The sequence below is a fragment of the Nocardioides sp. genome (genome assembly GCF_025965415.1).
Lineage (GTDB): Bacteria > Actinomycetota > Actinomycetes > Propionibacteriales > Nocardioidaceae > Nocardioides.
Map to the genome: position 1 here is coordinate 13,361 of NZ_JAOPWY010000050.1, position 17,363 is coordinate 30,723.

General features: G+C 70.1%; 14 protein-coding genes. 8 read left to right on the forward strand and 6 right to left on the reverse strand.

The genetic code is table 11. From position 1 onward, the window contains the following. The first annotated feature begins 72 nt into the window (after window positions 1-72). Window positions 73-1,383 carry an acyltransferase gene (locus JWN97_RS05885; protein WP_297619780.1) on the forward strand — a complete coding sequence of 437 codons (1,311 nt, stop codon included), beginning with the start codon at window positions 73-75 and terminating at the stop codon, window positions 1,381-1,383. Here JWN97_RS05885 and JWN97_RS05890 read toward each other — a convergent pair. After that, window positions 1,307-2,155, reverse strand: a complete 849-nt coding sequence (locus JWN97_RS05890) for a 2OG-Fe(II) oxygenase (protein WP_297619782.1) — start codon at window positions 2,153-2,155, stop codon at window positions 1,307-1,309. The genes JWN97_RS05885 and JWN97_RS05890 overlap by 77 nt on opposite strands. A gap of 90 nt (window positions 2,156-2,245) precedes the next feature. On the opposite strand from JWN97_RS05890, the gene JWN97_RS05895 reads away from it, so the two are divergent. The 3 genes from JWN97_RS05895 to JWN97_RS05905 all read left to right on the forward strand — a co-directional run bounded on the left by JWN97_RS05895 (window position 2,246) and on the right by JWN97_RS05905 (window position 6,847). After that, complete coding sequence (locus JWN97_RS05895; RefSeq protein WP_297619785.1) at window positions 2,246-3,706, forward strand: bifunctional glycosyltransferase/class I SAM-dependent methyltransferase; 1,461 nt, start codon at window positions 2,246-2,248, stop codon at window positions 3,704-3,706. Between the two features lie 62 nt (window positions 3,707-3,768). After that, window positions 3,769-5,736, forward strand: coding sequence for a hypothetical protein (locus JWN97_RS05900; protein WP_297619788.1), 1,968 nt, complete (start codon window positions 3,769-3,771; stop codon window positions 5,734-5,736). Next, window positions 5,729-6,847, forward strand: a complete 1,119-nt coding sequence (locus JWN97_RS05905; RefSeq protein WP_297619790.1) for a glycosyltransferase family 4 protein — start codon at window positions 5,729-5,731, stop codon at window positions 6,845-6,847. Before JWN97_RS05900 ends, JWN97_RS05905 begins: the two co-directional genes overlap by 8 nt. Here the strand turns inward: JWN97_RS05905 and JWN97_RS05910 are convergent. Both JWN97_RS05910 and JWN97_RS05915 read right to left on the reverse strand, forming a co-directional pair. Further along, entirely contained in the window at window positions 6,835-6,969 is a 135-nt protein-coding gene (locus JWN97_RS05910) for a hypothetical protein (protein WP_297619793.1), read from the reverse strand. The genes JWN97_RS05905 and JWN97_RS05910 overlap by 13 nt on opposite strands. An 87-nt stretch (window positions 6,970-7,056) precedes the next feature. Further along, window positions 7,057-8,784: a hypothetical protein gene (locus JWN97_RS05915; protein WP_297619796.1), complete on the reverse strand. Its 1,728-nt coding sequence runs from the start codon at window positions 8,782-8,784 to the stop codon at window positions 7,057-7,059. 65 nt (window positions 8,785-8,849) lie between these two features. Between JWN97_RS05915 and JWN97_RS05920 the strand changes: the two genes are divergently transcribed. Beyond that, the gene (locus JWN97_RS05920) at window positions 8,850-9,539 is read left to right on the forward strand and encodes a class I SAM-dependent methyltransferase (protein WP_297619798.1); all 690 of its coding nucleotides are present in this window, start codon (window positions 8,850-8,852) and stop codon (window positions 9,537-9,539) included. Here the strand turns inward: JWN97_RS05920 and JWN97_RS05925 are convergent. Further along, complete coding sequence (locus JWN97_RS05925) at window positions 9,533-10,798, reverse strand: PQQ-binding-like beta-propeller repeat protein (protein ID WP_297619801.1); 1,266 nt, start codon at window positions 10,796-10,798, stop codon at window positions 9,533-9,535. The genes JWN97_RS05920 and JWN97_RS05925 overlap by 7 nt on opposite strands. Before the next feature lie 200 nt (window positions 10,799-10,998). Here JWN97_RS05925 and JWN97_RS05930 point away from each other — a divergent pair, with 200 nt between their 5' ends. Then, on the forward strand, window positions 10,999-12,246 hold the full coding sequence (locus JWN97_RS05930) for an oligosaccharide flippase family protein (protein WP_297619804.1): 1,248 nt from the start codon (window positions 10,999-11,001) through the stop codon (window positions 12,244-12,246). Continuing rightward, on the forward strand, window positions 12,243-13,535 hold the full coding sequence (locus JWN97_RS05935) for an oligosaccharide flippase family protein (RefSeq protein WP_297619807.1): 1,293 nt from the start codon (window positions 12,243-12,245) through the stop codon (window positions 13,533-13,535). Before JWN97_RS05930 ends, JWN97_RS05935 begins: the two co-directional genes overlap by 4 nt. On the opposite strand, the gene polA is transcribed toward JWN97_RS05935, so the two are convergent. After that, on the reverse strand, window positions 13,494-16,208 hold the full coding sequence (gene polA / locus JWN97_RS05940) for a DNA polymerase I (RefSeq protein ID WP_297619810.1): 2,715 nt from the start codon (window positions 16,206-16,208) through the stop codon (window positions 13,494-13,496). The two genes, JWN97_RS05935 and polA, sit on opposite strands and share 42 nt — an antisense overlap. Before the next feature lie 72 nt (window positions 16,209-16,280). Between polA and JWN97_RS05945 the strand changes: the two genes are divergently transcribed. Then, window positions 16,281-16,721 (forward strand): hotdog fold thioesterase, encoded by a 441-nt coding sequence (locus JWN97_RS05945; RefSeq protein ID WP_297619818.1) that lies wholly within the window; start codon window positions 16,281-16,283, stop codon window positions 16,719-16,721. A 42-nt stretch (window positions 16,722-16,763) separates the two neighbouring features. On the opposite strand, the gene JWN97_RS05950 is transcribed toward JWN97_RS05945, so the two are convergent. Further along, window positions 16,764-17,333, reverse strand: a complete 570-nt coding sequence (locus tag JWN97_RS05950) for a GNAT family N-acetyltransferase (protein WP_297619821.1) — start codon at window positions 17,331-17,333, stop codon at window positions 16,764-16,766. Between the last annotated feature and the right edge of the window lie 30 nt (window positions 17,334-17,363).

Sequence of the window (17,363 nt, forward strand, 5' to 3'; positions counted from 1 at the left end):
AGCGAGATGACCCGCGAGTAACGTACTTCGGAGACGAACGTCACGTGCATCTGCCGGGCTAGAGTTCCGCCCATGTCAGACCGACCTCACACCGTCGTCCGCGACCGCGTCCAGGTCTTCGACGGACTCCGTGGGATCGCCATCGTGCTGGTGATGCTGTCGCACACTGCGTGGCTCACCTGGCCCCACGTTCGCGGCGAGGGCAACCCGGTCACCCGCGCACTCTTGGAGAACGGGAACTTCGCCGTCTCCATCTTCTTCGTGGTCGGTGCGTTCCTCTACACAAGGAGCCTCCTCAACCGAGCCGCCTCGCCGCACGGCCTGCACCCAGGTGTCCAGGTCGTGCGTCGTGTCCTCCGGTTGACGCCCGCGGTGCTGGTTCTCCTGTGCGCGCTCGCGCTCGTCAAGCTGTTCGAGCCCACGCCGACCTACGAAGGCCTCCACCTCGGCGACTCGGCGCGCTCGATCGTGACCTACACCTGGAACTGGTACGTCAAGGACAACTCCCTCGTGGCCCGACCCGACCTCGGGCACCTGTGGTACCTGTCGGTCGACATGCAGGTGTTCCTGCTCGTGCTCCTGCTGGTGTGGCTGCTGCACAAGAAGCCGTGGGCGCTGATCGGCACCCTGGCCGTCATCTTGGTGATGGTCTTCGCGTGGCGGACCCACGTCTACCAGACCGAGGGCCTCTACCAGGCCCTGCTGCGGACGAACGCCCGCATGGACGCCCCGCTCTCCGGGGCGCTCGCCGCCTGCCTGACGCCGTACGCCCGCCGCGCGGCGCGCTGGGCCTCCCCCGCCGCCGTGGGGTCCCTGGTGGTGCTGCTGGCCCTGTCGTTCGCAACGGTCGACGACGTCCAGTTCTTCCGGCTTCCCGGAGACCTGGTCGACGTCGCGTTGGCGGTCTTCGTCGTCGCTTGCACCATCGCGCCCGTGTCTGCCGGCCTGACCCGCATCGTCGGTTTCGCCCCGCTGGCGCTCCTGGGCCGACGGTCACTCAGCCTCTACATCTGGCACTTCCCGATCTACATGTACCTCTACCACCACACCGAGTCGTGGAGCTACCAGCTGCGCACGGCAGTGGCAGTCGTGCTCACGGTGACCATCGCCGTCATCAACGACCGCACGGTCGAGCACTGGGTCGGGCGGGCGTTGGTCGACCCGCGGTGGAGCCGGGTCGACCGCGGCATCCCCACCTACCTGGGGGCGCTGGCAGGAGCGACAGTGCGCGGAGTCGCCGGGGGATCGTCGACCGCGCACCGCGATCCCGTCGCTCATCACTCCACGGCGGTCGCCACCGCACCCCTCAGCGACGCCGAAGGCGATCCACCCTCGACAGGATCTTCTGAACAGCTTCGTCCGACACACCGAGACGGCGCTTGAAGCGGTCGTAGACGTCCAGTGCGCGACGGTCCGCCCACACGGCTGCCTTCTTGCTGATGCTCTCGTCGGGGCGGGCCTGGTAGTTGGTGGAGCGGCGGACTGCCTTCTCCTCCTCGGTGAAGTAGTACAGCGCCATGGAGCGTCGCGCCACGTCGTCGGGACACGTGAGCGGATCGGGGTGACCGTGGAAGCTGTCGAAGGTCGTGGTGAACACGAGCATCCGGTTCCCGGCGGGCGTCACCTTCGCTTGGCATGCCGTCATCTCGGGATCCCACAGCTCGAGCTTCCCGCCCCACTCGTCGCTGTTCCACTCCTGGTTGAGATACAGCAGGATGTTCACGCGACGCGCCCAGTTGTCGTGCTCGTGGTGCGTGGTGAAGTCCGCGTGGATGTTGAGGTGGCCGCCTCTGAGGGTCTGGTGCAGCCCGCCTCCGTCCATCGACCAGTCGGGCATGAGCGCCTCGATGCCGGTGAGGCGGGAGAGGAACTCCACGAACGAGGGCGAGCAGAAGTCCTCGGCCACGGCGCGCAGCGTCGGACCCCACGAATCAGGCTGCGTGTTGGAGTACTTCGTCTCGTTGACGTGCAGGTAGCCCTTCCAGAACTCGTCGCGGATGCCCGGGAACTCTGCGGTGGCCCGGGCGAAGACCTCGGGCAGGAGCACGTCGTCAAGGACGATGTGCGGGAACGGCTGCCCGGCGCGATATCGCGTGGCAAGATCGTCAACTTCGTCCATCATTCGCGGCAGGTTCACGTGTGCGAGTGCTTCCATGCGCGCATCCAACCACGACGATCACGAGAACGCAGGCGAAGGCATCCACGGCGGCTACACTTCACGCCGCAGACAAGTTACTGGAGGGTCATGTCCGCGCCAGCACCCCAGACGAACGCCGACCGCGCGCCGCGGATCGGAGTCCTCGTCGTTGCCTACAACGCGTCGTCGACCTTGGTCTCGACGCTCGAGCGGCTCCCCGAGGCGTTCCGGCGCAACGTCGACCACATCCTCGTCAGCGACGACTGCAGCCAGGACGACACCTACGAGGTGGGCGTCAGGTTTGCCAACGGGTCCACGCTCCCGATGACTGTCATCCGCCACGAGCAGAACCTGGGATACGGCGGCAACCAGAAGGCCGGCTACGAGTGGGCCATCTCCCACGGCCTCGACGTGGTCGTGCTCCTGCACGGCGACGGTCAGTACGCCCCCGAGTGCATCGAGGACCTCGTCGCGCCGCTGGTGGCCGACGACGCCGACGCGGTGTTCGGCTCGCGGATGATGATCAAGGGCGGCGCCCGGGCGGGCGGGATGCCGCTGTACAAGTTCGTGGGAAACCGGATCCTCACCGGGTTCCAGAACACGATGGTCGGGCTCGACCTCTCCGAGTGGCACAGCGGCTACCGCGCCTACCGGGTCGACGCGCTCAAGAGTCTCGACCTCGCCTCGTTCACCAACGACTTCGACTTCGACACCGAGATCATCCTCGGCCTGCACGCGCTCGGAAAGCGCATCGTCGAGGTCCCGATCCCGACCTACTACGGCGACGAGATCTGCTACGTCAACGGCATGGCGTACGCCGCCAACGTCGCGAAGGACGTCGTGCGCTTCCGGGCCCGTCGCATGGGCTTCGGGGACGGAGCCGCGGGCGCAGCGGACGCCTACGACCTGAAGCCGTCACCGCACTCCTCGCATGGGGTCCTACTCCGCTGGCTCGGCTCTCGGAGGCCCGGCAAGGTGCTTGATGTGGGCTGCTCCGACGGTCGGTTCGCCTCATTGACGCGGCAGCAGGGGCATCACGTCACGGGTGTCGACCTCGTGGAACATCCGGGTGTCGCGCAGCGTCTGGACTCCTTCCACACCGCAGACCTCAACGCGGGCCTACCTGCCGACCTGCCGAGCGAGTTCGACGTCGTCGTGGCCGGCGACGTCCTGGAGCACGTGATCGACCCGCTGTCGCTGCTGCAGGAGATCCGCGACACGCTGGCGCCGGACGGCGAGGTCCTGGTCTCCGTGCCCAACTTCGGACACTGGTACCCCCGCGTCCGAGTGGCCGCGGGACGATTCGACTACGACCAGCGGGGGCCCCTCGACCACGGGCACGTGCGGTTCTTCACCCGGCGCAGCTTCGAGAAGCTCGTCGACCGGGCCGGCATGCGCATCACAGATCGGGTCACGGTGGGTTCCCCCGTCGACGTCCTCGAGCGTGGCGGCGTGTCTCCGCGCGTGCAGAGGGTTGCCCACGCGGTGGGTGCCGCCGACCGGGCGGCCACCCGGACCTGGCCGACGCTGTTCGGCTACCAGTTCCTCTACCGCCTGGAGCGTGCTTGACCGCCGGGTCGGACCGCGTCCACCGCACGGCGACGTGTGCAGTGGCCCTTCTGGTCGGGGCTGTGGTGCAGGTCGGTGCGCTCCTGAACTGGTCGACCGACCTCGACCGCACTGCGAACCCACTCGGCTACGCCTCCAACTTCTTCGACTTCCAGGCGCGGGCGCTGATGGATGGGCACCTGTGGGTAGCTCCGGGATCGCTGGGCATCGAGGCGTTCCAGGTCGATGGGCGCGAGTACATGTACTTCGGCCCCTTCCCGGCGCTCCTGCGCATCCCGGTCCTCTGGACGACCTCGGAGTTCGATGGCCGGCTCACTGTCGTGTCGATGCTCCTGGCGTACGCCATCTTCGCGACGATGACCACGCGCCTGCTCTGGCTCGTACGTGACGTCGTCCGCGGGAGCGGCGAGCCGGTCACCGGGCGGGAGGGCGCCGTGCTCGGCACGGTGCTCGCGCTGTGCCTGGCCGGTACGTCGCTGACCTACAACGCCTCGCTGCCCTGGGTCTACCACGAGGTGTACGCCTGGGCGGTTGCCCTGGCGCTCGGGTGCGCCTACTGGATGGTGCGCGTCCAGATCGATCCACGTAGATGGACCATCGGCTGGCTCATCGCGTTCGACCTTGCGCTCGTGCTCACCCGCACCCCCGGCGGATTCGCCGTGTGCTTGGGCACCGTGGCGATCGGCGTGTGGTGGGCGTCCGGCCGCGGGACCCGTCCGCTGCGCCGGGTGGGGGCGGTGCTCGTGGCCGGTGGACTGGCCTGTCTCGGCGCCGGCGTCGCCGTCAACATGGCCAAGTTCGGCCACCCGTTCCTGTTCCCCCTCGAGGACCAGGTCTGGACACAGCTCAACGAGCACCGTCGCGAAGCCTTGGCCGCCAACGGCGGGACCATCACTGGTCCGCAGTTCTTCACCACCGGGTTGCTCACGTACTTCCGGCTCGACGGCATCCGCTTCGTCGACTACTTCCCCTGGGTGACGTTCCCCGCCGAGCCGGCTCGTGCAGTGGGCTCGGCCTTCATCGACCAGAGCTACCGCACGGGGTCGGTCACCGCCTTCATGCCGCTCCTCCTGATCATGGCGCTGGCAAGCGTGCCGTGGCTCATGCGCACCTCGGCGAAGCCACGGACGCTGGTGCTCTGGGTCCCGGTCCTGTCGATGGTCCTGGTCACCGGTGCCATCATGAACTACGGCTACTACGCCTACCGCTACACCGGCGACATCGTTCCAGCGCTGGTGGTGGGGTCCGTCGTCACCGGAGTCCTGCTCGCTCGGGTCCTGCAGAGGGTGCGAGCCTCGGTGGTGACGGCGTCCGTGACGCTCCTTGCCCTTGGGACCGCGTACTCGACCGGCGCACACCTACTTGTTGGGTTCCAGGCGGCTGCGTTCACGTCGCCGGGGCCGGCGCTCGCCCGGTACCTCGCTACCCAGGAAGACATCAGCCCCGGTGCGCAGGCCCGTCTCACGACAGTGGGCCAGGGCCCGCCGTCCGAGCGCGGCGCCCCCGACGCGATCCACGTGCAGGGCTCCTGTGACGCGCTCTATGTCGAGACCGGCGAGGACGCCGACCGGTGGCTCCTGGCCGAGCGTCGCAGCGTGGTCGTGACAGCCCGGCTCGACCCGGACTTCACCGCCTCGAGCTCGATCATCGTCACCATCGGCACCGAGCCCCGCCGGTGGATCCGTCTCCAGACCAACGACGACGGTCAGGCGCGCGTGGTGCTGCAGCACGAGGAGGACCCGTGGTACGGCCCGTGGTTCGACGTGCTGCCCCCCTACGAGATCCGCATCGGCGTCCGCGACCTGCCCGAGTGGGGCTACGCAGAGGTGGGGTCCAATCCCGGCGGCTACGTGGGATTCACCCGCTCGTTCAGCTGGAGTGAGGACTGGGTGCGGCAGCCGATCCCGATCGAGGTGACGGTCGACGACACCGCCGACCTGGCCGAGCGCGGCATCCACGTCGAGCCGGAGGCGGGGGTCACACCGCCCACGTGCCGACGGATCCTCGGTGACTACTCCGCCCATGAGTAGCGAGCCGTCTGCCCGAAGCATCACCTTCCTCACCTGGCGCGACCAGAAGCACCCCGACGGTGGCGGATCCGAGGTGTACGTCGAGTCGGTGGCCCGCGAGCTCGCCAGCCGGGGGCACCGCGTGCAGGTCCGGTGCGCCCGCTACCCGGGCAGTGCTGCCCGCGAGGTGGAGGACGGGGTCGAGCTCGTACGGAACGGCGGTCGGCTCACGGTCTATCCCAGGGCACTGTGGTGGGCCCTCACCGCGGGGCGTCGGACCGACGTGATCGTGGACGTCATCAACGGTCTGCCGTTCATGGCACGCGTGGCCCGCCGCAAGGGCCTGATCGCGCTGGTCCACCACGTGCACCGCGAGCAGTGGCACATCATCTACCCCGGTTGGCGCGGCCGACTGGGGTGGTGGATCGAGAGCCGGCTCACCCCTGCCGTCTATCGCCACGTCGTTCATGTCACGGTGTCCGAAAGCTCCCGCCGGGACCTCGTGGCCCTCGGGGTCGAGCCCGACCTCATCCATGTCGCCCACAACGGCCTTGACGTGCGGCCCGTCATCCACGCCGGCCACGACGCCACACGCATCAGCGTCCTGGCCAGGCTCGTGCCGCACAAGCAGGTCGACCACGCCTTCCGCGTCGTCGGTGCCCTGCACGACGCCCACCCCGACCTCGCACTGGACGTGATCGGTGACGGCTGGTGGCGTGACCAGCTGGTGCAGGCAGCACAGGACCTCGGGGTCGAGGACCGCGTCGTGTTTCACGGCCGGGTGAGCGCCGACCGGCGTGACGAGCTGCTTGCCTCGTCAGCCGTGATGCTGCTCCCCTCCGTCAAGGAGGGCTGGGGCCTGGCCGTGATGGAGGCCGCAGCACAGGGAACTCCGACGATCGCCTACCGCTCAGCGGGCGGCGTGGCGGAGTCCGTAGTCGACGGCGAGACGGGGCTGCTCGTCGACGACGTGACGGAGATGGTCGAGGCGACTCGCCACCTGCTGTCGAACAGCCGGCGACGGCACGCGATGTCCGAGATGGCCCGTCATCGGGCGACCGGATTCACCTGGCGGGCGACCGCCACGACCGTGGAGCGCGTTATCGCGGGGCTGAGCGATCAGTCGCCGTAGGTCAGGATCGGCTGCGACGCCGGGTTGGTCTCCGGGGCCTGGGTTTGGGAGTAGACCAGACCGAACATGGCCAGCAGGCCCAGCAGCACTCCGACGAGCGGCGCGACGAGGAGCTTGAGCACTACAGACAGCGAAGACGGCACGGCTGAACTCCCTAGGGGTGGACTGGTTCGGCGCGAGCATACAGCAACCGCGAGCCGTGCATGCGTTCATCGCCGCTGCCGCCGGAGTTGCCGGGAACTCCGGACGACAGCGGCCGCCAGCATCACGACGACCAGCGCGTATGCCGCCGCCAGCAAGGCCCGGGCTATCAGCGGCGGCCCTGCGAATGGCACCGAGTCGGGAACCGCGTAGAGAGTCAGCACACTGTCCGCGTACGTCGGCACGAGTCCGTCGACGTCGACCGTGCCCGCATCCGGGTCATCCGGGTATACGACGACCCACCCGATCCCCAACGCACCCAGATCGCGCGCGTCTCCCCCACGTTCGAGGATGTCGCCGATCTGGCCCGCGAGGGCGCCTTCTCCCCGGACCAGCCGTGAGCCCACCTGCAGGTCGTCGGAGACGACGGTGGGAGCCCTCAGCACGCGGGTCGCCGGATCCGAGGAGGTCAGGCCGTGGCCCCACGAGAAACGCCGGTAGGCGCGCCACGGCAGCATCGCCACAGCGCGGCCGGACCCGCTGGTGATGCGGTCGACCTCGGCATAGGAGGACTCAGGAAATCGGACGGGGTCGACGGTCTGCCACACCAGTCGGGCGCCGTCCGGCAGGAGAAGCAACGGCGCCACGATCGCGGGGACCATCAGGACGAGACGTACCTCCACGGCGTCGGGGACACGACGCGCGAGGAGGCGGACGAGCAGATCTGCTGCGACGCCCGCAGCGAGGGCGACGAGCAGTGCCGTCGGCAGCAGGAACTTTTGTGCGTCGCGCAGCAGCCCGGCAGCCGGGACGTGGGCCACGAGAACGCGCAAGCCCGCCTGGCCGGGCCCTGTGGCCAGGACCAGTGCGTACGACAGTCCGCCGATGCCGAGCACCCACCACGTGACCGGAGCAACCAGCCGCCGGTGGAGCCCACGACCGGCGAGAACCAGCACCACGACCACCGCGAGAGCCGTCACGGGCGCCAGCACGGTCGTGCGACTGAACGGCTCGCTTCCCGCGTCCCAGATGCCGCCGAGACCGAGCAACGCCACGAGTGTCCCGAATCGACCCTCGGTGTCCGGCGCGAAGGCGGCCACTCCTGCAGGGTCGCTGACCGTGGCAGAGGATCCGACGAGCCCGGCGACGACCCAGGGCGCCTGAAGCAGGAGGACGGCGAGCAGCTGCATGGCCGCTGCTTTCCTGCGCAGCACTACCTGCACGGTGACGACGGCGAGCGCCAGCAGACCGCCCGTAGGGGTCAACGAGGCCAGAGCGGCCCACCCGACCACCGGTGCCAGCGCGCCAAGACGCCGCGGCGTCCGGTCGGCGCTGGCAGCAGCGGCTCGGACCAACCATGGCAGGGCGGCGTACGAGGTCAGCAGAGCCCATTGGCCGAGGGCCAGACGCTCGACAACGAACGGGTTCCACACGGCGACGCCAGCTGCAACCAGGAGGCCGACAGGCCCCACCCAGGGCAACGAACGCATGACTCCTGCGGCTGCAAGCACCAGGATCGCCAGGAGCAGGATCCGAGCAAGGGCGCCGCCGTCGATGACAGTCGTGAGCAGCGCAACCACCGCGTCCAGCGGCACGGCCCGTGGCGACCCGTCCGCCAGTCCCGCTGCGCTCCACGTCAAGGGCTGCTGCGGCGGGAACACGAGGTCACGCCCGAGCGGATGACCGCCGTGAGCTAGCAGGGGCCACAGCAGCGCGACCGCGAGCAGCACCGGCCAGGCCAGGAGAGCGACGCCAAGCCATGGTGGCGAGGACCTCCCCCGCACCGACTCCGCCACGAACGCACCCTATGCTTGCAGCGCGCTCAATCGGGCCGCAACACCCCCGCTCCAGCCGAGGTCACATGCCCACCCGCTCGTTCGACCACGCGTGGAAGCACGCGCGAACGATCAGCGGCTGGCTCACCGAGGCCCAGGCGCAGGTGCTCCACGACGAGGCTTCGCGGGCCTGCGGCATCGTCGTGGAGATCGGCAGCCACCTGGGTCGCTCCACCGTCGTGCTGGCCTCAGCAGCCGAGCGGGTGGTCGCGATCGACCCGTTCCCCAGCGACTGGCGCTACGGCGACCACGGAACTGCCGCCAGCTTCCGGCACAACCTCCTGGCCGCCGACGTGGCCGGCGTGGTCACGCTGCTCGAGGAGCACAGCACCGACGTCCTCGCCAGGTGGGACCAGGAGATCGGCCTGCTGTACGTCGACGGGAAGCACGACGTGGTGTCGTGCCTGCGCGACCTGGGATGGACGCGTTGGCTGCCGGACGGCGCGTCGTTCCTGGTTCACGACGCCTTCTCCTCCGTGGGCGTCACGCTGGCGATGCTCGTGGTCGGTGTGACGAGCCGGCGCAGCCGCTTTCTCGGACGCACCGGGAGCCTCGCACTGTTCGAGCGCGCCTCTCCCTCGCCCGCCGACCGGCTGCGTCTGCTGGCGCAGCTGCCTTGGTTCGGTCGCAACCTGGTCGTGAAGGTCCTGCTACGTCTGCGGCTGGGCGCGGTGGCCCGCCTCATGGGGCACATCGGCAGGGCCGACCCCTATTGAGGAGGTTCGGTCCGATCGGGAACTGCAGGGTAGAAGATCGCCTGGCCGCTGTAGAAGATCAGTCCGCCATATCCGTTCGACGAGACCGGAGCCGCGCCCGCGGTCTCGGTCACGTCCCGCCCGGTCTCGGCGTCCAGGACGACCGAACGCCCGCCCGTGGTGAAGCCGTAGACGTAGCCGCCGCGCACTGAGCTCACCCAGACGCCGTAGCGACCGGCGGTGGGCAGCTGCCAGACTTTCTTGCCCGTTGCGAGGTCGAACCCGACAGCGCGCTCCCCCGGCAAGGAGCACACGACGATGGACTCCTCCGCCGGATGACACCCCCAGTCGCCCAGGCTGGTGGCGCGGCGCGCGGTCACCGAGCCGTCGGCCGTGGAGAGCGCCAACAGCTCTGGATCGCTGTCTTCGGTGGAGCTCGTCACGAGCCTGAGGGTGTCCTCATGGACCCCGACAAGGTCGGCCGTGACGATGGTGCGCGGCCCGGTCCACTCCACCGCACCCGACTCCGGGTCGACCCCAAGCAGGGTGCCGGACTCGGAGCCTGCGGCGGTGCTGAGCACGACCGAGGTGTCCGTGGCGGCCACGAACGTGCCGGGACGCCGCGTCCACAGCTCCTCGCCCGAGGCGACGTCCACTGCGGTCAGGGTGTGACGACTGCCCTCGTCGCTGCCGCTGGACTCGACCAAGACGACGCCGTCCATGATCGAGGCGATCCGAACCACCGGGTCGCCGGAGGACTGCACGTCCTGCGTCTTCTCCCACGCCACCTCGTCCAGGACTGTGCCGGTCGCCGGAGAGATGCGGCTCAGTGTCATCGCCAGCCGGCCCGCTCGGGTGCCGGCCCCCTCTTCCACTCGGAGGTCGAGGGCATACAGCTGTTCGTCGCGCGTGTCCACGTCGACGAACAGACCGAGGGGCGCCATCTGCCACGCTGTCTCGAGCTCAGGCAGGGCTCGTGCCCGCAGCTGGTCGAGCGTCATCGTGATCAGGCGCGTTCCGACAAGCGCACCGTCGTACACGGGCGTCTCGGGGAAGACGCTCTTGGCCTCGGCGTCGAAGGCGAGCGGGTACGCCTCCGGGTCCACGGGCTCGACGTCGGTCGCGGACGGATCGGCAGTCGGTGTCGCTGGCGCTTCACTGGTCTGCTGACCGCTCTTCTCGTCCGAGGATGCTCTGTCGTCCGCGGGGCTCTCGACGAGCGCACAGGCGCTCGCGAGCAGCGTCGTCAGCACCACGATCATGCCTTTCGCGGCGCGCATCTGCAGCCCAGTCCTTCCCTAGGTCACGTTCCTCGGCGGTGGCATCCACAGCCAACCGGGAAGGTAGCACCCGCGACCGGAACGCTTGGTCGGTTCCCGGGCAACCGGTCAGCACGAGGACTGGCGCTTCGCACGACACCCGGTGCCCCCGCCCCCTCCCTGCTCCACGGCCGGACCCCTCACGGCCTAGGATTCGCCGGGTGTCCGCCACCAGCAGCGCGCGCAGCAGTCGCTCCTTCGACGGCAGCGCCGTCGCCGTGGCCACCAGCGTCATGAACGTCGCGACCTACGGCTTCACCATCTTGTCCGCGCGGCTCATCGGCCCGAGCCAGTACGGCGCGTTCATCGCCTGCCTGAGCCTGCTGATCGTCGTCCAGGTCGTGGCGCTCGGGCTCCAGGCCACCGCTGCGCGGCGCATCGCCGTGGACAGCGGCCACGTCGGGGCCATCGAGCGCGCGATCCTGTCCCTGACGACCAAGGTCTCGCTCCTCGTGGGGCTGGTGCTGTGCCTGCTCATCCCGGCCATCGACGCCCTGCTCAACCTCGACAGCCTGATCACTGCAGCGGTGGTGGCGGTCGCAGCGGTGCCCCTGACCTTGGCCGGTGGGCAGGCCGGGATCCTGCAGGGCGAGCGCCGCTGGGGCGCCCTCGCCGTCTTCTACCTCGCCGGCGGGATCCCCCGGCTGGTCATCGGGACGGCGATCATCCTCTGGCGCCCGGACGCCACGAGCGCGATCCTCAGCGTCGGCATCGGCTACCTCTTCCCGCTCATCGTCGGCTGGTGGGTACTGCGCGACCGTCGTACGCCGGAGCGGCCGGCGCCCGAGCACTCCGCGCGTTCGATGCTCGTGGAGAGCGCGCACAACGCGCAGGTCCTCTTCGCCTACTTCGCGCTCTCGAGCGTCGACATCGTGATTGCCCGCCAAGTGCTCACCGGGCACGACGCCGGCCTCTACGCCGCCGGCCTGATCATGGCGAAGGTGATGCTCTTCCTGCCGCAGTTCGTCGTGGTGATCGCCTTCCCCGACATGGCCACGCCCGAGAGCCGCCAGCGCGCGCTGGTCCGCAGCCTGCTGGTCGTCGCCGGTCTGGGGATCCTGGCCGTCGTCGCGGCCAAGGTGCTCTCCGGCCTGGCGATGGTCTTCGTCGGCGGCTCCGACTTCGGCGAGGTCGAGGACCTGCTCTGGCTCTTCGCCGTGCTCGGCACCGTCCTGGCGATGCTGCAGCTCCAGGTCTACGCCGTGCTCGCCCGCCAGGGCCGGCGCTCGGTGCTGCTGCTGTGGGTCGCCCTCGTCGCACTGACGGTGCTCGGCTTCCGGGCCGACACGGTCGCCGGCCTGGTCGGCGCCGTCGTCGGGGTGGACGCCGTGCTGCTCATGGTGCTCACGGTCGCCAGCCTGCGACTGGCGAAGCAGGCCGTCCCTCACGTCAGCCACGTCCCCGCATGAGCAACGCGAGCGGGTCCCTGCGCCGCTTCCTCGGCGGCAGCGGCGGCATCATCGTCGGCACCGCGGTGATGAACGTCTGCACCTTCGGCTTCACCATCGTCGCCGCCGGGATCCTCGACACCGCGTCGTACGGCGCCTTCTTCGCCCTGCTCAACCTGCTGATGGTCATCTCGGTCGTCAACATGGGGCTGCAGGCGACCGCCGCGCGTCGGATCGTGGCCGACCCCGGCGCGGTGGCCCGGATCGAGCGCCTCATCCTGCACGTCGGCTGGGCCACGGCCCTCGCCGTGGGCGGGGCGCTGGCCGTCCTCTCCCCCGCAGTGACCTGGCTGCTGCAGCTGGACTCCGTGGTGCCCGCGCTCGTCCTGGCCGGCCTGGCGGTGCCCACCACGATCATGGGGGCGCAGGTCGGGATCCTCCAGGGAGAGCAGCGGTGGGCCGCCCTGTCGTGGGTCTACGTGCTCGCCGGGGTCCCGCGCATCGCCGGCCTGGCCGTCCTGTGGTGGCGCCCGACCGAGAGCATCGCGCTCCTCGGCAGCGGCCTGGGCTACATCGCGCCCGTCGTGCTCGGCTGGTGGATCCTGCGCCGCCCCCGCGAGTCGCCTGAGGCGAGCCCGGCCGACGTCCCCGGGGAGACGACCTCGGCGTGGGCGCTGCTGCGCGAGTCGCTGCACAGCACGCAGGCCCTGCTGGCGTTCTTCGCCCTCGCCAACGTCGACATCGTCGTGGCCAGGCACGTGCTGAGCGACCACGCCTCCGGCCTGTACGCCGTCGGCCTGCTGGTCGCCAAGATCATGCTCTACCTGCCGCAGTTCGTGGTGATCGTCATGTTCCCGTCCCTCGCCACTGCGCACGAGCGGCGGCGGGCGGTGGTCCGCGGCACCTCGGCGATCCTGGGCCTCGGCGTGGCCTGCACGCTCGGCGTCGCGCTGCTCGCCGGTGTTGCGGCAGACGTGCTGCGCAGCGAGAAGCTGCAGGCGGTCGAGGGCCACCTCTGGTTGTTCGCCGTCCTCGGCACGCTGCTGTCGATCACGCAGCTGCTGGTCTACGCGACGCTGGCGCGCCAGGGCCGCAAGTCGATCGCCCTCGTCTGGGCCGCGCTGGTGGTCTCCGTGCTCGCCGGGTCGGCCACGTCCACGCCGACCCAGCTGCTGGGCGTGATGATCACGGTGACCGCCGTGCTGACGGCGGCCCTGGTGGCGATCAGCCTCCGCAGCGACGCCTCGGGCGGCGCGCCCGCGGGCGGGTCAGTGGGCGGCGTCGTGCCAGCTGCGCCCGGAGCCGATTGAGACGTCGAGCGGCACCGCCAGGTCGGCCGCCCCGCCCATCTCGGCGCGGACCAGCTCGGCGAGCGCCTCGCTCTCGCCCGGCGCCACCTCGAACACGAGCTCGTCGTGGACCTGGAGCAGCATCCGCGACCGCAGGCCCTGCTCGGCCAGCGCCCGCTCCACGCCGAGCATCGCGACCTTGACCAGGTCGGCGGCCGAGCCCTGGATGGGTGCGTTGAGCGCCATCCGCTCGGCCGTCTCGCGCCGCTGGCGGTTGTCGCTGGTGAGGTCGGGGAGGTAGCGGCGTCGCCCGAGGATCGTCTCGGTGAACCCCGAGCGGCGCGCCTCGTCGACGATGCCGCCGAGGTAGTCACGCACCCCGCCGAAGGTCTGGAAGTACTCCTCCATCAGCCCCGCGGCCTCGCTCGTGCTGATCCGCAGCTGCTGGGAGAGCCCGAAGGCGGACAGGCCGTAGGCGAGGCCGTAGTTCATCGCCTTGATCTTGGCGCGCTGCTCGGAGGTGACGGCGTCGGCGTCGACCCCGAAGACGCGGGCCGCGGTGATCGAGTGGAAGTCGTGCCCGGAGCGGAACGCCTCGATCAGCAGGGCGTCCTCGGACAGGTGGGCCATGATCCGCATCTCGACCTGGCTGTAATCGGCGGTCATCAGCGACTCGTAGCCCGCGCCGACCACGAAGCCCTCACGGATCCGGCGACCCGCCTCGGTGCGGATCGGGATGTTCTGGAGGTTGGGGTCGGTGCTGGAGAGGCGACCGGTCGCGGCGATGATCTGGTTGTAGGTCGTGTGGATGCGGCCGTCGGACGCGACGGTCTTGAGCAGACCCTCCACGGTCTGGCGCAACCGGATCACGTCGCGGTGGCGCAGCAGGTGCTGGAGGAACGGGTGCTCCGTCTTCTCGAAGAGCGCCTGGAGGGCGTCGGCGTCGGTGGTGTAGCCGGTCTTGGTGCGCTTGGTCTTGGGCATCGCCAGCTCGTCGAAGAGCACCACCTGGAGCTGCTTGGGCGAGCCGAGGTTGATCTCCTTGCCGATGACGTCGTAGGCGTCGGTCGCCGCGGCGCGCACCTGGTCGTCGAACTCGGACTCGAGGCCCTCGAGGTAGTCGGTGTCGACCGCGACGCCGACCTGCTCCATCCGGACGAGGGTGCCGATCAGCGGCAGCTCGACGTCGCTCAGCAGACGGGTGCCGCCGTGCTCCTCGACCGCGCCGTCGAGCGCACCGGCGAGGTCGAGCACGGCGCGCGCCGTCAGCATGGCCGTGTCGCTGGCCGTGGTGTCGTCGAGGGCGTCGAAGCTGAGCTGGTCGACATCGGTCGCGTCCTGGCGCAGCTCGCGCTTGAGGTAGCGCAGGGTGAGGTCGGCCAGGGCGTACGAGCGCTGGTCGGGCTGGACGAGGTAGGCAGCGAGGGCGGTGTCGACCTCGAGGCCGGCCAGCTCCCAGCCGCGGGCCGCGAGCGCCAGGCTCGGGCCGTTGGCGTCGTGGAGCGCCTTGGGACGACCCGGGTCGGCCAGCCACGTGGCCACCGCGGTGTCGTCGTCGGGACCGAGGTCGGCGACGTCGATCCACGCCGCCTGTCCGGCCGCCGTGGCGACCGCGACGGACATGACCTCGCCCGTGCCGGCGCGCCAGGTGCCGGTCACCGCCACACCGACCCGCTCGCCTGCGGGCGCGTGCTCGGAAAGCCAGGCACCGGCCTCGCCGGGGGCCAGCCGGCGGCCGTCGAGCTCGAAGCCCGCCTCGGCGGTGACCTCGTCCTCGGGGGCCGGGTCGATCGTGTCGAGCAGCCGCGTGCGGAGCTCGCCGCGGAACTCGAGCTCGTCGAGGAGCTCCAGGCCGGCCGTCCGGTCCCAGGCGCGGCGGTCGAAGTCGCTCGGGTGCAACGGAAGCGCCATGTCGCGCACGAGCGCATTCAGCTGGCGATTGCGGATCACGTCGCCGAGGTGCTCGCGCAGTGCCTGCCCCTTCTTGCCGCTGATCTCGTCGGCGCGGGCGATGACGTTGTCGAGCCCGTCGAACTGGTTGATCCACCTCGCCGCGAAGCCCGGGCCGACGCCGGGGACCCCGGGCAGGTTGTCGGAGGTCTCGCCGACGATCGCCGCCAACTCGGGGTAGCGGTGCGGAGGGACGCCGTACTTCTCCTCGACGGCCGCCGGGGTGAGCCGGGCCAGGTTGCTCACGCCCTGCATGGGGTAGAGCACGGTCGAGCTGTCGGTGACGAGCTGGATGGAGTCGCGGTCACCGGTGAGGATCAGCACCTCCATCCCGTCGGCCAGGGCCTCGGTGACGAGGGTGGCGATGATGTCGTCGGCCTCGAAGCCGGCGACGTCGAGGTGCTGGATGGACAGCGCGTCGAGCACCCGGCGGATCAGCGGCAGCTGGCTGCTGAACTCGTCGGGCGTCTTGTTGCGCTTGGCCTTGTAGTCGGCGTACTGCTCGAGGCGGAAGGTCTGGCGGGACTTGTCGAAGGCCACGGCGACGTGGGTCGGCACCTCGTCGCGCAGGACGTTGACGAGCATCGACGTGAAGCCGTAGACCGCGTTGGTGTGCTGCCCCGTGGCGGTCGCGAAGTTCTCCACGGGCAGCGCGAAGAAGGCCCGGTAGGCCAACGAATGACCGTCGAGCAACAGAAGTCGGGGGCGGGTCTGCTCGCTCGTGGTCTCACTCGATCCAGGCACCCGCCGACTCTATCCGTCTCCGCCGACAGCCCCGCGGCCGGGAACGACCCCCTCCTCGGCCAGAATGGATCCATGAGCGCACCGAAGTCACTGGCCGACCTGACCATCGAGGAGCTGATCGCGTTCCTGCCCGAGGGCAACGGTCGGCTGAACGAGAAGATGGGCGTCGAGCTCGTCGAGGTCTCCGCCGATCGGGTCGTCGGGACCATGCCGGTCGAGGGCAACACGCAGCCCTTCGGCCTGCTGCACGGTGGTGCGTCGGTCGTGCTCGCCGAGACGCTGGGGTCCATCGGCTCCGCGATCCACGCCTACCCCGAGAAGCTCGCCGTCGGCGTCGACATCAACGCCACCCACCACCGCGCGGCGACCACGGGGATCGTCACCGGGGTCGCGACCGCCATCCACCTCGGCCGTACGTCGACGTCGTACGAGATCGTCATCACCGACGAGCGCGGCAAGCGCGTGTGCACCTCGCGCATCACCTGCGCGCTGGTGCCGGCACCGCAGGCGTAGGACCGGCGGGCATAGGACCGACGGGGTGTGGCCCGGAACGAGTCAGCCGGGGACGCGCTCGCGCCGGATGCGGCGCGCGGCCAGGACCCGGTCGATGCGCTGCTTGCTGGTCGCGGCCGGCGTGACCTGGCGCGACTGAGGGAGCCTGGCGCGCACCGAGCTCGTCGTCGCCGCACGCAGCATCGCCTGCGGCGCGAACGACAGCCGCGCCATGAAGCGGTTGGCGTCGCGCAGCTCGGCCGCGGCGGCCGTCTGGACGTGGCTGATGCCGTGCTGCTCGGCGAACCGGCAGGCCGCCTCCATCAGCGCACTCCCGACGCCCTTGCGGCGGAACTGCGGCAGGACGTGCGGCGACACGGCCAGGACGGCGGGCTCGAGGTTGAGCGGCGTGAAGGTCGAGGCCTCGAGGTAGACCGCGCCGGCCACCTCGCCGTCGACCTCGGCCACCACCACACACTGGTCCTCGCGCTCGCTGGCCGTCGCGACCACGCGGGCCACGTCGGCCAGCTGCTCGTCCAGGCCGCCCTTGCGCAGGATGTCGCCCCACAGCTCACGCAGGGAGGCGACGTCCGAGGGTTGTGCAGCGCGTACGGCCACCGGCGTCCGACTCATCGACCCACCACTTCCTCGAGCACCCACAGT

Coding starts and splice junctions, on each gene's coding strand:
- JWN97_RS05885 (WP_297619780.1), top strand. CDS start 73: ATGTCAGACCGACCTCACACCGTCGTCCGCGACCGCGTCCAGGTCTTC.
- JWN97_RS05890 (WP_297619782.1), bottom strand. CDS start 2,155: ATGGAAGCACTCGCACACGTGAACCTGCCGCGAATGATGGACGAAGTT.
- JWN97_RS05895 (WP_297619785.1), top strand. CDS start 2,246: ATGTCCGCGCCAGCACCCCAGACGAACGCCGACCGCGCGCCGCGGATC.
- JWN97_RS05905 (WP_297619790.1), top strand. CDS start 5,729: ATGAGTAGCGAGCCGTCTGCCCGAAGCATCACCTTCCTCACCTGGCGC.
- JWN97_RS05920 (WP_297619798.1), top strand. CDS start 8,850: ATGCCCACCCGCTCGTTCGACCACGCGTGGAAGCACGCGCGAACGATC.
- JWN97_RS05925 (WP_297619801.1), bottom strand. CDS start 10,798: ATGCGCGCCGCGAAAGGCATGATCGTGGTGCTGACGACGCTGCTCGCG.
- JWN97_RS05935 (WP_297619807.1), top strand. CDS start 12,243: ATGAGCAACGCGAGCGGGTCCCTGCGCCGCTTCCTCGGCGGCAGCGGC.
- JWN97_RS05945 (WP_297619818.1), top strand. CDS start 16,281: ATGAGCGCACCGAAGTCACTGGCCGACCTGACCATCGAGGAGCTGATC.
- JWN97_RS05950 (WP_297619821.1), bottom strand. CDS start 17,333: ATGAGTCGGACGCCGGTGGCCGTACGCGCTGCACAACCCTCGGACGTC.